Source organism: Pseudomonadota bacterium, assembly GCA_016195085.1.
Classification (GTDB): domain Bacteria; phylum Pseudomonadota; class Alphaproteobacteria; order SHVZ01; family SHVZ01; genus JACQAG01.
The window spans coordinates 115,374-127,101 of record JACQAG010000042.1 but is presented as its reverse complement, the minus strand read 5'-3'; the positions used below and the strand labels follow the sequence as shown (position 1 = coordinate 127,101).

13 protein-coding genes are annotated in these 11,728 nt (G+C 67.6%); 2 read left to right on the top strand and 11 right to left on the bottom strand.

Going from position 1 to position 11,728, the window contains the following annotated elements:
- Window positions 1-221: 221 nt before the first annotated feature.
- From HY058_13455 to HY058_13410, 10 genes are all read right to left on the bottom strand, one after another.
- Window positions 222-521: a BrnA antitoxin family protein gene (locus HY058_13455; GenBank protein ID MBI3498305.1), complete on the bottom strand. Its 300-nt coding sequence runs from the start codon at window positions 519-521 to the stop codon at window positions 222-224.
- A complete protein-coding gene (locus HY058_13450; GenBank protein ID MBI3498304.1) occupies window positions 502-792 on the bottom strand; it encodes a BrnT family toxin in 291 nt (96 codons plus the stop codon). The genes HY058_13455 and HY058_13450 overlap by 20 nt, the downstream gene beginning before the upstream one ends.
- A gap of 100 nt (window positions 793-892) precedes the next feature.
- Window positions 893-1,378, bottom strand: coding sequence for a F0F1 ATP synthase subunit B (locus tag HY058_13445; GenBank protein ID MBI3498303.1), 486 nt, complete (start codon window positions 1,376-1,378; stop codon window positions 893-895).
- Window positions 1,378-1,959, bottom strand: coding sequence for a F0F1 ATP synthase subunit B' (locus HY058_13440; GenBank protein ID MBI3498302.1), 582 nt, complete (start codon window positions 1,957-1,959; stop codon window positions 1,378-1,380). Before HY058_13440 ends, HY058_13445 begins: the two co-directional genes overlap by 1 nt.
- A gap of 29 nt (window positions 1,960-1,988) precedes the next feature.
- On the bottom strand, window positions 1,989-2,213 hold the full coding sequence (locus tag HY058_13435) for a F0F1 ATP synthase subunit C (protein ID MBI3498301.1): 225 nt from the start codon (window positions 2,211-2,213) through the stop codon (window positions 1,989-1,991).
- 24 nt (window positions 2,214-2,237) lie between these two features.
- Window positions 2,238-2,960, bottom strand: a complete 723-nt coding sequence (locus HY058_13430; protein MBI3498300.1) for a F0F1 ATP synthase subunit A — start codon at window positions 2,958-2,960, stop codon at window positions 2,238-2,240.
- 6 nt (window positions 2,961-2,966) lie between these two features.
- Window positions 2,967-3,341 (bottom strand): AtpZ/AtpI family protein, encoded by a 375-nt coding sequence (locus HY058_13425; protein ID MBI3498299.1) that lies wholly within the window; start codon window positions 3,339-3,341, stop codon window positions 2,967-2,969.
- Window positions 3,342-3,495: 154 nt separating this feature from the next.
- Window positions 3,496-6,957, bottom strand: coding sequence for a chromosome segregation protein SMC (gene smc / locus HY058_13420; protein MBI3498298.1), 3,462 nt, complete (start codon window positions 6,955-6,957; stop codon window positions 3,496-3,498).
- A gap of 24 nt (window positions 6,958-6,981) precedes the next feature.
- The gene (locus tag HY058_13415; protein MBI3498297.1) at window positions 6,982-7,557 is read right to left on the bottom strand and encodes a DsbA family protein; all 576 of its coding nucleotides are present in this window, start codon (window positions 7,555-7,557) and stop codon (window positions 6,982-6,984) included.
- A gap of 114 nt (window positions 7,558-7,671) precedes the next feature.
- Window positions 7,672-8,196 carry a DUF721 domain-containing protein gene (locus HY058_13410; GenBank protein MBI3498296.1) on the bottom strand — a complete coding sequence of 175 codons (525 nt, stop codon included), beginning with the start codon at window positions 8,194-8,196 and terminating at the stop codon, window positions 7,672-7,674.
- Window positions 8,197-8,369: 173 nt separating this feature from the next.
- Between HY058_13410 and mutY the strand changes: the two genes are divergently transcribed.
- The gene (gene mutY / locus HY058_13405) at window positions 8,370-9,434 is read left to right on the top strand and encodes an A/G-specific adenine glycosylase (GenBank protein ID MBI3498295.1); all 1,065 of its coding nucleotides are present in this window, start codon (window positions 8,370-8,372) and stop codon (window positions 9,432-9,434) included.
- 120 nt (window positions 9,435-9,554) lie between these two features.
- Window positions 9,555-11,174 carry an ABC transporter substrate-binding protein gene (locus tag HY058_13400; protein MBI3498294.1) on the top strand — a complete coding sequence of 540 codons (1,620 nt, stop codon included), beginning with the start codon at window positions 9,555-9,557 and terminating at the stop codon, window positions 11,172-11,174.
- 86 nt (window positions 11,175-11,260) lie between these two features.
- On the opposite strand, the gene HY058_13395 is transcribed toward HY058_13400, so the two are convergent.
- A complete protein-coding gene (locus HY058_13395) occupies window positions 11,261-11,695 on the bottom strand; it encodes a nucleotidyltransferase domain-containing protein (GenBank protein MBI3498293.1) in 435 nt (144 codons plus the stop codon).
- Window positions 11,696-11,728: the final 33 nt, after the last annotated feature.

Sequence of the window (11,728 nt, the reverse complement as noted above, 5' to 3'; positions counted from 1 at the left end):
ATGACGAGCTTGAATCACCAAGCTGGCGCCATGTCAAGTAATATCCCTCTATCTACATGGACACAAAAGCAGCCGAAAAGCCGCAGACAGTCAAACAGCTCAAGCGCTTATCGCAAAACACAGGGTAAAGTTCGGCCTAGTCGACGAGCTGGTCGACGGAGGTGCCAACGATCTTCTCGGCGAGCGCTGCGAGTTCCGTGCGCTGCTTTCTCATGAGCAGACTAGCTCGCCTTAGAGAGACGTGAGCGGCGCTTGATATATTCGCGGAGGGCACGGTTCATATCCGTCTGATAGCCCTCGCCCCTGGGCGCGTGATCCTTGAACCAAGCAATGACGTCGGCGTCGATCCTGAGCGTGAGCTGCTTTTTTATCGGGCGATAAAGCAAGCCCCGTTTGGCCCCCGACCAGTCTCTAACCTCGGGCATATCGCTTTTGTCGATTTGATCCTCGGGCATTCCGGCGAGCGCCATGAGCTCAGCGCTCTGCTTCCTCGTAAGCCTGCTAGAGCCACGCGTCTTCATACGCCTTCCTTTCGTGCGAGGTTGCCTTGCGAGCGCTGATGATGCGGCCGATCTCTTCATCACCATGGCGATCTGGTTCCGGCCAGATATGCACGACGAAGACGACGACGCGACCAATCGAGCCTACGGTCTGCCAGCGTTCGTCCTCAGCGGAAGGGTCCGGCCTCGACATCGCCAGCGGATCTCCAAAGACCAGCCGGGCAGTTTCGAAGCTGATCCCATGCTTTCGGGTATTGGCCCGGTTCTTCTCCGGGTCCCAGATCCAGCGCAAGACACCTCGCGTTCGTAACTACATAACTGTAGCTACAAACGCACGATCGGTCAAATGCAAGCGGTGGCGGGAAGAAAATCTGCCGTGCAAACGGAGGGATCTAGGAGTGCAGCTTCGACGGCAGCTCGGCGATGGCCTTGTCGACGAGCTGATCGGCCGACGCGCCGACGATCTTCTCGGCGAGCACCCGCCTGGTGGCGGCGACCGCGAGGTCGACGGCGAGGTCGCGCACCTCTTTCAAAGCCTGCGCCTCGGCCTGGGCGATCTTCTCATGCGCCTGGGCCTCGCGCCGCTTGAGGCGCAGCTCGGCCTGCTCGCCGGCCTCGGCTTGCAGGCGCCGGGCCTCGCTCTTGGCGTGGGCCAGGATCGCCGCGGCCTCCTGGAGCGCTTCGGCGTGTTTTTTCTTGTAGTCCGCCAGGGTCGCTTCCGCCTCGGCGCGAAGCCGGCTCGCGGCTTCGATCTCCTGGCGGATCGCCGTCGCCCGGTCGTCGAGCGCGGTGGTGATGAAGCGCGCCCCCGGACGCCCCACCAGGGCGACGAAGAGGACGAAGGCGACCGCGACCCAGAATTCCGGCTCGGAGAACATCAGCGTCCCCGCTCGGCCAGCACGCTGTCGACGGCGCGCTTGGCTTCTCCCTCGGCGAGATTGACGCCGATCAGCCGCTCGGCGGCGAGCCGCGTCACCTCGAGGGCGACCGCGCCCAGATTGCGGATCGCCTCGGCCTTGGCCTCGGCCAGGCGGGCTTCCGCCTTCTTGGTCTCCGCGCCCAAGCTCTGGGCAAGCACCGCCTCGCGCTTGGCCGCTTCCGTTGCCGCAAGCTGCAAGGCGGCGTTCACTTCCGCCTGCGCCTTGGCGCGGGAATCGGCGCGCGCTTTCTCGTAATCGGCGAGAGCGGCGGCGGCCGCATTCTTTATCCGCTCCGCCTCGGCGATCTGCCCTTGGATGCGCAGGGCGCGCGCCGCCAAGGTCTTGCCGATGCGCGGCAGCGCCACGCGCGCGACGAAGACGTAGAAGAGGATGAAGGTGACCGCGAGCCAGAAGATCTGGCCGGGAAAGCCATGGGCATCGAGCTGTGGCAGACCGCCCTTTTCATGCTCGGCCGCGATCGCCGCCGAGGCCAAGAGGCCGCAGGCACAAGCCGCAAGCCTGAGCGCGATGCGCCTCATGCTTTCCATGCCGGCCAAGACGCCTTGGCTCAGGTGAACAGGATGAGGAAGGAGATGAGCAGCGCGAACAGCGCGACGGCTTCGGTCAAGGCGAAGCCCAGCATGCCCAAGGGGAAGACCTCGCCGCGGGAGGCCGGGTTGCGGCTAATCGAGGCGACCAGCGAGGCGAAGATGTTGCCGATGCCGGCGCCGACGCCGGCCAAGGCGATGACCGCCAGCCCGGCTCCGATCATCTTTGCGCTTGCGAGATCCATGGGTCTTCTTCCTTTCCGTTGAGCTCAGTGCAGGTGGATCGCGTCGTTGAGATAGATGCAGGTCAGGACCGCGAACACATAGGCCTGCAGGAGCGCGACCAGAATTTCAAAGCCGGTCAGCGCCACGTTGATGGCGATCGGCGCCACGCCGAAAATTCCCAGCATGATGGTGAAGCTGGCGAACACCTTCAGCATGGTGTGGCCGGCCATCATGTTGGCGAACAGCCGGACCGACAGGCTGATGGGCCTCGTCAAATACGACAGCACCTCGATCACCACCATCAAGGGCAGCATGAACACCGGCACGCCCTTCGGCACGAAGAAGCTGAAGAAGTGCAGCCCATGCAGGACGAGCCCGACCAAGGTCACGCCGAGGAAGGTGACGATGGCGAGCGAGAAGGTGACGATGATGTGGCTGGTAAAGGTGAAGCTGTAGGGCACCATACCCAGAAGATTGCCGGCAAGGATGAAGGTGAAGATGGTGAACACGAAGGGGAAGAATGGCTTTCCCGCCTCGCCCACATTGTCGCGGACCATCCCGGCAATGAACTCGTAGGCGAGCTCGGCCGTGCTCTGCAGCCGGCCGGGCACCACGGCAGCCTTGGCAGTGGCCGCCACGAAGAACGCCATCAGCACCAGGAGCGCCACCACCATCCACAGCGAAGAATTGCTGAAGGCGAGATCGTGGCCGCCGACATGCAAGGCGATCAGCGGCTTGATCTGGAATTGCTCGATCGGACTGTGCACCGACGCCTAACCCCGCTTGTCCTCGGACGACGCGTCGTCCTCAGGCCCCTTCCCCTTGGCTCCAGGAAAGCCGACCGCGAGCCCCATGCCCTTGACGACTCGCATCACGTTCATAAAGGCGGTTGCGGTACCAAGGAAGAAGAACACCAACAGGAACCACGGCTTCGTGCCGAGCCAGGAGTCGATCAGCCAGCCGATGCCGAGAGCGACCACGAAGGCCGCGACCAGCTCCACCCCGGCGCGAAAGGCCAAGCCCAGCGCCTGGGACATCGACCCGCCCGACCGCTCGCCGACGCCCTCCCTGTTGTCGTCCCGGCCGCGAACCGCCGCGAGGCGTTTCTCCAGCTCATCCAGCGACAAAGGGTGCTTCGGCTCCGGCATGGCTCCTTGGCGCGAAAGCCCCTCGCTCCCGTGGCCCCCAGCCCCCGAAAGCGGCGCCACCATAGGGAGGTGGCCCCTTGCCTGTCAAGCCGCAACTCCCCGCCGCAGCAAGGCTGCAAGGCCCGAATTTCCTCGGGTTTTTCGGGGCTTCGGCTCAGCCGACGGCGCGCAGCTTTTCGGCCTCGCCGAGGTCGACCGAGACCATCTGCGAGACCCCGCGCTCGACCATGGTCACGCCATAGAGGCGATGCATGCGGGCCATGGTCATGCGGTGATGGGTGATCACCAGGAAGCGCGTGCCGGTGCCGCGCGCCATATCCTCGAGGAGGGTGCAGAAGCGGTCGACATTGGCGTCGTCGAGGGCGGCATCGGCCTCGTCCAAGACGCAGATCGGCGCCGGGTTGGTCAGGAACACGGCAAACAGCAGCGCCAAGGCGGTCAAGGTGGTCTCGCCCCCCGACAGCAAGGACAGGACCTGCAGCTTGGTGCCGGGCGGGCTCGCCAGGATCTCCAGCCCCGCCTCCAAGGGATCCTCGCTGTCGGTCAGCTTGAGGAAGGCCCGGCCGCCGCCGAAGAGCCGGGTAAAGAGCTCGCCGAAATGCTTGTTCACCTGCTCGAAGGAGGCGAGCAGCCTTTCCCGGCCTTCGCGGTTCAATTCCGAGATGCCGTGACGCAGGCGCTGGATGGCGTTCACGAGGTCGGTGCGCTCGGTCTTCAGCCCTTCGATCTGGGTGTCGAGCTCTTCCATCTCCTGCTCGGCGCGGAGATTGACCGGGCCGATGGCATCGCGCTCCCGGGTCAGGCGCTCGAGCTTGTCGGTCAGCTCCTCCGCGCCGCGCGGCACCTCGTCTTGGCGGAGCTCCGCCAGCTCCAAGACCCGCTCGGGCAGGCATTCCAGCCGCTCGCGGATCTGCTGCGCGAGATGCTTGACCGCCTCGTCCGCCTGGCCCAGCTGTGCCTCCAGGCGCACGCGCGCTTCCCTGGCCTCGGCCAGCTCGCGCTCGGCCAGGCGCAAGGCGCGGTCGGCCTGGGCCAGCGTCGCTTCCGCGGTCGCCAGCGTGTCGGCAGCCAGGCTCCGCGCCTGCTCGGCGGCGCCGATCGCTTCCAGGATCTTGGCCCGCTCTTCGGCGAGCTCCGCCGGGCGCAAGGCAAGCCGCTCGATCTCGCCCGTGACCAGACGCTGCCGCTCGGAGAGACGCGCCTGGCGCTCGGCGGCGCCGGCTTCCCTGGAACGCCAGGACTCGCCATCGGATCCCAGCGCCTCCAGCCGGCGCCGGCGCTCGCTTACCTCGGCCGCCAGCCGGTCGCGTTCTCCCCTTGCCTGATCGAGGCCGAGCCGCAAATGGGTGAGCCCGGCGCGACGATCGGCCAGCTCCAGGCGCAGAGGGGCGAGATCGCCAATCCTGAGCAGCGCCGTCGCCGCCGCACCGCGCCGCGCCTCCACCTCGCTCTGGTCGGCAGCGATCCGCTGGGCCCGGTCGGCCAGCGTCGCCAGCCGGGAAGCGACTTCGGACAAGCCGCGCCGAAGCGCCGATTCCGCATCGCGCGCTCCGGCGAGAGCGGCAAGCTCCGCCCGCGCCGCCTCGCGCTGCTGACGATCCCCGGCCGAGGCCGCCTGCTCATCCGCCCGCGCCGCGGCCAGCACTTCGGCGGCGCGGTCGCGGCTCGCCTGGGCGCGTTCCAGCTCGGCATCGAGCACGATCAGGCGGTTCTTCTGCTTCAGCCTGGTGGCCGCCTGGGGGGCGGCACCGGCGGCAACGGCATAGCCGTCCCAGCGCCAGAGATCGCCCTCGCGGCTGACCAGGCGTTGGCCGGGCCTGAGCTCGCTCTGCAGCCGCGCACCCTCAGCGGCATCGGCGACGAGCCCGATCTGCGAGAGCCGGCGCGCCAGTTCAGGCGGTGCTTCAACGAAGCGATCGAGGGTTTCCACGCCCGCGGGCAGGGCCGGCACCAAGGCCAGCGGCGGCAGGATGCGCCAGCGCACCGGCGCGTCCTCGGCGGCGGGCGCGTTCACGTCCTCGCCGAGGGCAGCACCCAAGGCGGCCTCGTAGCCGGGCTGGGCTGCGATCTTATCGATGAGCGGCGGCAAATCGGAGATCCGGCCGACCGCCAGAAGCTCGCGCAAGGCGGCGGCCTCGGCGGCGAGTCGGGACAGCACCGCATCGGATTGCTGCAAGGCTTCGCGCGCGCCGGCCTCGACCGCACTCGCCGCCAGGCGCTGCTGCTCGGCCGCTTCGGCCGCCGCACTCGCCGCCTCGAGCCGCTCCTCGGCCGCCTTGGTTGCCGCCGCTGCCGCTGCCAAGACCGCTTCGGCGTCGCTGCCGGCGGCGAGGCTCTGGCGCTCTTCGTCGACCTCGGCTGCCTCCTCGGCCAGTCGGGTCAAACGCTGGCGCACCGCCTCCAGCTCGCGGGTCCGTGCCGCGTGCTCCGCCTCGGCGACGGCGATGCGCTCTGCGAGCGCGGCCAAGCCCGCCTCGGCCTGCATGACCGCCTCGCCTTCCTTGGCGAGCCTGGACGCGGCCGCTGCCATGGCCTCGCCCTCACCCACCTGGGCCAGGGTCAGCTCTTGGCGCAAGCGCTCGATGCGGGCGAGGGCGGCGCGCGCGTCATCGGCAAGCTCGGCCTCGCGGGCGAGATCGGCCGCGATCTCCTGGAGCCGGGTCTCGGCCTCGCGCCTTGCGTCGCCGACGCGCTTCTCTTCGGCCGCCAGCTCCGCCTCGGCGCGACGCACCGCGTGCAGCGCCGCGGCCGCCTCGGCTTCGGCATGGCGCAAACCCGGCAGGCTCCCGGCCGCCTCGGCCTGGGCGGTGCTGGCCGATGCCACCCGTCCGGTCAGATCCGCCACCACGCGCTCGGCCTCGGCCAAGCGATCGGCCGCCGCCTGGCGCTCGGCCAACAGCGCCTGCCAGCGCTGATGCGCCAGCTGGGCTTCCAGCCGGCGCATCTGCGCCCCGATGTTGCGATAGCGGCTGGCTTGGCGGGCTTGCCGCTTCAAGCCATGCAGCTGGCCGTCGAGGGCAATCAGCACGTCGTCCAGGCGCGCGAGGTTGGCCTCCGCCGCGCGCAGCCTGAGCTCCGCCTCGTGCCGGCGGGAATGCAGGCCGCTGATGCCGGCCGCCTCTTCCAGGAGCAGGCGCCGCTCGGCCGGCTTGGCGTTGACGAGCTGGGTGATGCGGCCCTGGCTCACCAGTGCGGTCGAGTGAGCGCCGGTCGCGGCGTCGGCGAACAAGAGCTGCACGTCGCGGGCTCTGACCTCGCGGCCGTTCACGCGGTAGAGCGAGCCATGGCCGCGCTCGATCTTTCGGCTCACCTCGAGGTCGTCATAATCGTTGAACAAGGCCGGCGCCTTGCGGTCGCCATTGTCGAGCTTGAGCACGACCTCGGCCTGGTTGCGGTTGGGACGTTGGGAGGTGCCCTTGAAGATCACGTCGTCCATCTCGTCGCCGCGCATGCTTCGGGGCGAGTTCTCGCCCATGACCCAGCGCAGCGCCTCGACCAGGTTCGACTTGCCGCAGCCATTCGGACCGACCACGCCGGTCAGCCCTGGCTCGATGGTGACTTCTGTCGGCTCGACGAAGGATTTGAAACCGGACACCCGGAGGCTGACGAACTGCACCGAGAGTGCGCCCCTATTCCACGATCATGGCTTCGCCAGAGGCTTCAGCACCCGGTCGAACTCTTCGAAGGGCTGGGCGCCGCTGATCTTGGTGCCGTTGATGACGAAGGTCGGTGTCGACTCGATCTTGAACTGCCGCTCGGCCTCGAGCCGGATGTTGACCACACCGTCCATGAGCTTGTCGCTCTTGAGACAGGCATCGATGGTTTGCTGGCTCATGCCGGCGAGCCGCCCGATCTTGGCGAGCGCATCCAGGGGATCCTTGGCGCGGCTCCAGGAGTCCTGCTGCTGAAACAGGATGTTGAGCATCGGGAAGTAACGGTCGGCCGGCGCGCAGCGGGCGAGTGCCGCCGCCCGGAGCGCCAGCCCGTCCAAGGGGAAGTCGCGGAACACCAGCTTGGCCTTGCCGGTGTCGATATAGGCCGCCTTCAGCTTCGGCAGGGTCTCCTTGTCGAAGGCGGCGCAATGGGGGCAGGTGAGAGAGGCAAACTCGATGATGGTGATGGCGGCATCCGCCTTGCCGAGGGTGCGCTCGGCCAAGGCCTGCTCGAGGGGCACCTCCTGGGCGCTGGCCGGCAGCCCGGTAAGCAGGGCCAGCATCACGATTAGACCTACAACTGCTGGGGTACGGCGACGCAAAAATACCTCCTATCCACTAAATATAGCCCCTGCCCCGTGGCGCGGGCGGAGTATAGGACCGGCCTTGGCCCGGGCTCAAGGGCGACGGCGGGGTGCCAGCACCGAACGCCCCAAGCGGTCGAGTGCCGCACGCAGGTCCGGGTCGCCGATCCGGCCCAGCCATTCGGCGAGGTCCCGGGCCATCTCCGGGGCAAGGGCGGCCGGCTTCGGGCGCCGGCGGCTCGGCGCCGTGGGCACCCGACCTTGGCGCAGCTTGAGGCGGGCGACCGCCTCATAGCCGAAATACATATTGACCCGCTCGACCACCAACGGCGCCAGGTGCTGCAGCTCCAAGGCGAAGGCGCCGTCGACCAGCACCGAGAGGCTGCCGCCCGCCTCCCCGCCCCGCGCGCGGCTCAGCTTCTCCGGCAGCGTGTGGCGCGCCATCGCCTCGCCCACCACGGCGGACCAGTCGAGCATCAACCGTGCCTCGACGAAGCCGCGGCGGCCGATCGCATCGCGGGTTGCCTGCGGCAGGGTGGCGCCGATGGCGCGCAGCCCGCCGCGGCGGGGCGCCTCTAGGTTCTTCGCTACGGCCATTTCCTTCTTCGCTGCGGCCATGCTCCACCCGTTCCCAAGGGCTGCTCTCGCCGGCTCAGCCTGTACCGGCCATATGGCGGAAAGGTGGCGCCTCCTGGAAGCGGTTTTTGTCGGGCCGTCCCTAGAGTGTGATGATTCCGAAATTTGCCGACGAATTTCAGGGGCGGGACACTTGCCTCTATAGTCCGCTCGCCATGGCAGCGCCCAATCTTACGCCGCCGATCGCGCCGACGCTTCTTGCCTGGTACGACCGTCATGCCCGCAAGCTGCCCTGGCGCGCCGGCCCCGGCGAAGCGGCCGATCCTTATCGCGTGTGGCTGAGCGAGGTCATGCTGCAACAGACGACGGTGCCGGTGGTGGGCGCCTATTTCGAGCGCTTCCTTGCCCGTTGGCCGGATGTGAAGGCGCTGGCCGCGGCGGACCTTGAAGAGGTGCTCGGCTTGTGGGCCGGGCTCGGCTACTACGCCCGCGCCCGCAATCTCCATGCCTGCGCCCGGCTGATCGCCGGGCAGCATGGCGGACGATTTCCTTCGAACGAAGCGGAGCTCCTGCTTCTGCCCGGCATCGGCCGCTACAGCGCCGCCGCGATCGCCGCCATCGCCTTCGAAGAGAAGGCGACCGTCGTCGATGGCAATGTCGAGCGCGTGGTGGCCAGGCTCTTTGCGGTCGAGGAGGCGTTGCCGGGAGCGAAGGCGCATCTGACCCGGCTGGCGGCAGGCCTCACCCCCGATGCCCGCGCCGGCGATTTCGCGCAGGCGATGATGGATCTGGGCGCCACCATCTGCGTGCCGGCGCGGCCGCGCTGCATGCTCTGTCCGCTGCAGGCAATGTGCCTGGGCTTTGAGCGCGGCATCGCCGCGACGCTGCCGGCCCGGGCGCCCAAGCGCGAGCGGCCGCTCCGGCAGGGTGTCGCATTCTGGGCGGTGCGCGCCGACGGGGCCGTTCTCCTGCGCCGCCGGCCGCCGAAAGGCGTACTCGGCGGCATGTTGGAGGTGCCTTCGACGGAATGGCGCCAGGCGGGCTGGACCCGGGACGAGGCCGTCCCGCAGGCACCCTTCAGCGCCAAATGGCGCGCGCTGCCGGGCGTGGTCAGCCACGGCTTCACCCATTTCCGCCTCGAGCTCACGGTGCTGGCGGCGCACGTCAAGGTCCGCGCGGCCGGAGCCGGCCTTTGGGTCAGCGAAGAAGCCCTCCAGACCCAGGGCTTGCCGACCTTGACCCGCAAGGTGGTGAGCCATGCACAGGCCGAGGATCGTTAGCCCCTCTGCGATTGCTTTTTCCGATCAGAAAGTCGCGTGGACGGGCGGGATCGCCGAGGTCTAGAGTCCCATCCCGGGCACGAAACAGGCGTGCCCTTTCGAACACGATCGGAGAAAGCTATGAGGCAACTCGCTGAGGGAGGCGTGAGGCTCCTGGCAACGACCGCCGGCGCGGCATTGCTGCTGGCGGGATCAAGCGCGCCCAGCCAGGCGCAGGACGCGAACAAGACCATCCGCGCGGTGATGCAGGCGGATGTGAAGGTGTTCGATCCGATCTTCAACACCGCCGACATCACCTCGTTTCACAGCATGATGGTCTTCGACATGCTGTTCGCCATGGACAAGGACCTGGCGGCGAAGCCGCAGATGGTCGGCCAATGGAGCTTGAGCGAGGACGGGCTCACCTACACCTTCACCTTGCGCGACGGGCTGAAATGGCATGACGGCCAGCCGGTGACCGCCGAAGACGCCGTGCTCTCGCTCAAGCGCTGGGGAGTGCGCGACGGCGCCGGCCAGCAGCTGATGAAGCTGACCCGGGATCTGGCCGCGGTCGACGCCAAGACCTTCAAGCTCACCTTGAGCGAGCCCTATGGGCTGGTGCTCGACTCCTTCGCCAAGCCCAGCGCCAATGTGGCGGCGATGATGCCGAAGCGGCTGGCGATGACCGATCCGTTCCAGCAGATTCCCGACGTGATCGGCTCCGGCCCGTTCAAGTTCGCCAAGGAGGAATGGGTCCCCGGCAGCAAGATCGTCTACCTCAAGAACACCGACTACGTGCCGCGGGCGGAGCCGCCGAGCGGCATCGCCGGCGGCAAGGTGGCGAAGGCGGACCGGGTCGAGTGGGTGGTCATGCCGGACCCGCAGACCGCCGCCTCGGCCTTGACCCGGGGCGAGGTGGATTTCTTCGAACAGCCGCCCACCGATCTGTTGCCGATGCTGCGTGCGGCCAAGGGCGTCAAGGTCGAGACTCTAAATCCGCTCGGCACCGAAGGCATCCTTCGCCTCAATCACCTGCAGCCGCCCTTCAACAATCCCAAGGCGCGCCAAGCCGTGCTGTGGATGGTCAATCAGAAGGACTATCTGCAGGCGATGATCGGCGATCCGCAGCTGATGAAAGTTTGCGGCGCGCTTCTGGTCTGCGGCTCCTCCATGGGCAGCGAAGCCGGCGCCGAGGCGCTCTTGTCGACTTTGCCGGAGAATGAGCGCATCGCCAAGGCGAAGGCCTTGCTGGCCGAGGCCGGCTACAAGGGCGAGCTGGTGGTGCTGCTCGACCCGGCCGAACGCCCGCGCTTCCATGCCGCCAATCTGGTGCTGGCCGCGGCGATGAAGAAGGCCGGGATCAACGTGCAGATCGATGCCATGGATTGGGGCACCCTGGTCACCCGCCGGGCGAAGAAGGAGCCGCCGGGTCAGGGCGGCTGGAGTGCCTTCCACACCTCATCGGGCGGGCTCGAGGCCTCCAATCCCGCCTTCCACATCGCCATCTCGGCCGGCTGCGACAAGGCCTGGTTCGGCTGGCCGTGCGATGCAGAGGTGGAGAAGCTGCGCACCCAATGGGCGCTGGCGCGCAGCCTGCCCGAGCGGCAGAAGGTCGCCGAGGCGATCCAGAAGCGGGCGATGGAGGTGGTGGTCTACATCCCCTACGGCCAGTGGAGCTCGCCGGTCGCCTATCGCGATACCTTGAAGGGCCTGATCGCGGTCCCCGACTCGATCGTCTGGTGGAACGTCGAGAAGATGTGAGCGCAGGCACGTGCTCGCCCTCTCTTACTCCCTCCCCCTCGACGGGGGAGGGCAGGGGAGGGGGTGGCCGAGCAGGATGGACCGCGCTAGAACGCACAAATCCCGTCGCGGGCGACCGCGCGAGCGACCCCCGGGATCAATCGGTTGAATCGTGCCACATCCACGGGCATGTCCAAGAGCTCGCGGATTGCGCCGACGATACCGGCAAGGTCGAAAAGATCGATCTCTAGCTTCGGATCGATGTCGATAGCGAGGTCGACATCGCTGTCGGGCGCGGCCTCGCCACGCGCGGTCGAGCCGAAGACGACGATGTGGCGAACCCCCATGTGCTGAAGACTGCCGGAAGAGCGTCGCAGCTTTGTGAGCACGGCGGCGAGTCGCTGTTCGTCCGCAACCGGGGGTCGATGAGCAGCAGGCCTAATTGAGTTTCTGCTTGATCGCTTCAAAGCCAGGCTCCGCGTATCCTCACCTATAGATAATTTACTAGGATCGGGTGGCCAGCGCTTCTTCTTTGCCAGCAAACACCCTATCCCCTGCCCTCCCCCGTCAAGGGG

Bases quoted from the DNA above. Each gene is read 5' to 3' on its own strand.
- HY058_13455 (MBI3498305.1), bottom strand. From the start codon at position 521: ATGAAGACGCGTGGCTCTAGCAGGCTTACGAGGAAGCAGAGCGCTGAG.
- HY058_13445 (MBI3498303.1), bottom strand. From the start codon at position 1,378: ATGTTCTCCGAGCCGGAATTCTGGGTCGCGGTCGCCTTCGTCCTCTTC.
- HY058_13440 (MBI3498302.1), bottom strand. From the start codon at position 1,959: ATGAGGCGCATCGCGCTCAGGCTTGCGGCTTGTGCCTGCGGCCTCTTG.
- HY058_13435 (MBI3498301.1), bottom strand. From the start codon at position 2,213: ATGGATCTCGCAAGCGCAAAGATGATCGGAGCCGGGCTGGCGGTCATC.
- HY058_13425 (MBI3498299.1), bottom strand. From the start codon at position 3,341: ATGCCGGAGCCGAAGCACCCTTTGTCGCTGGATGAGCTGGAGAAACGC.
- HY058_13415 (MBI3498297.1), bottom strand. From the start codon at position 7,557: ATGCTGGCCCTGCTTACCGGGCTGCCGGCCAGCGCCCAGGAGGTGCCC.
- HY058_13410 (MBI3498296.1), bottom strand. From the start codon at position 8,196: ATGGCCGCAGCGAAGAAGGAAATGGCCGTAGCGAAGAACCTAGAGGCG.
- mutY (MBI3498295.1), top strand. From the start codon at position 8,370: ATGGCAGCGCCCAATCTTACGCCGCCGATCGCGCCGACGCTTCTTGCC.
- HY058_13400 (MBI3498294.1), top strand. From the start codon at position 9,555: ATGAGGCAACTCGCTGAGGGAGGCGTGAGGCTCCTGGCAACGACCGCC.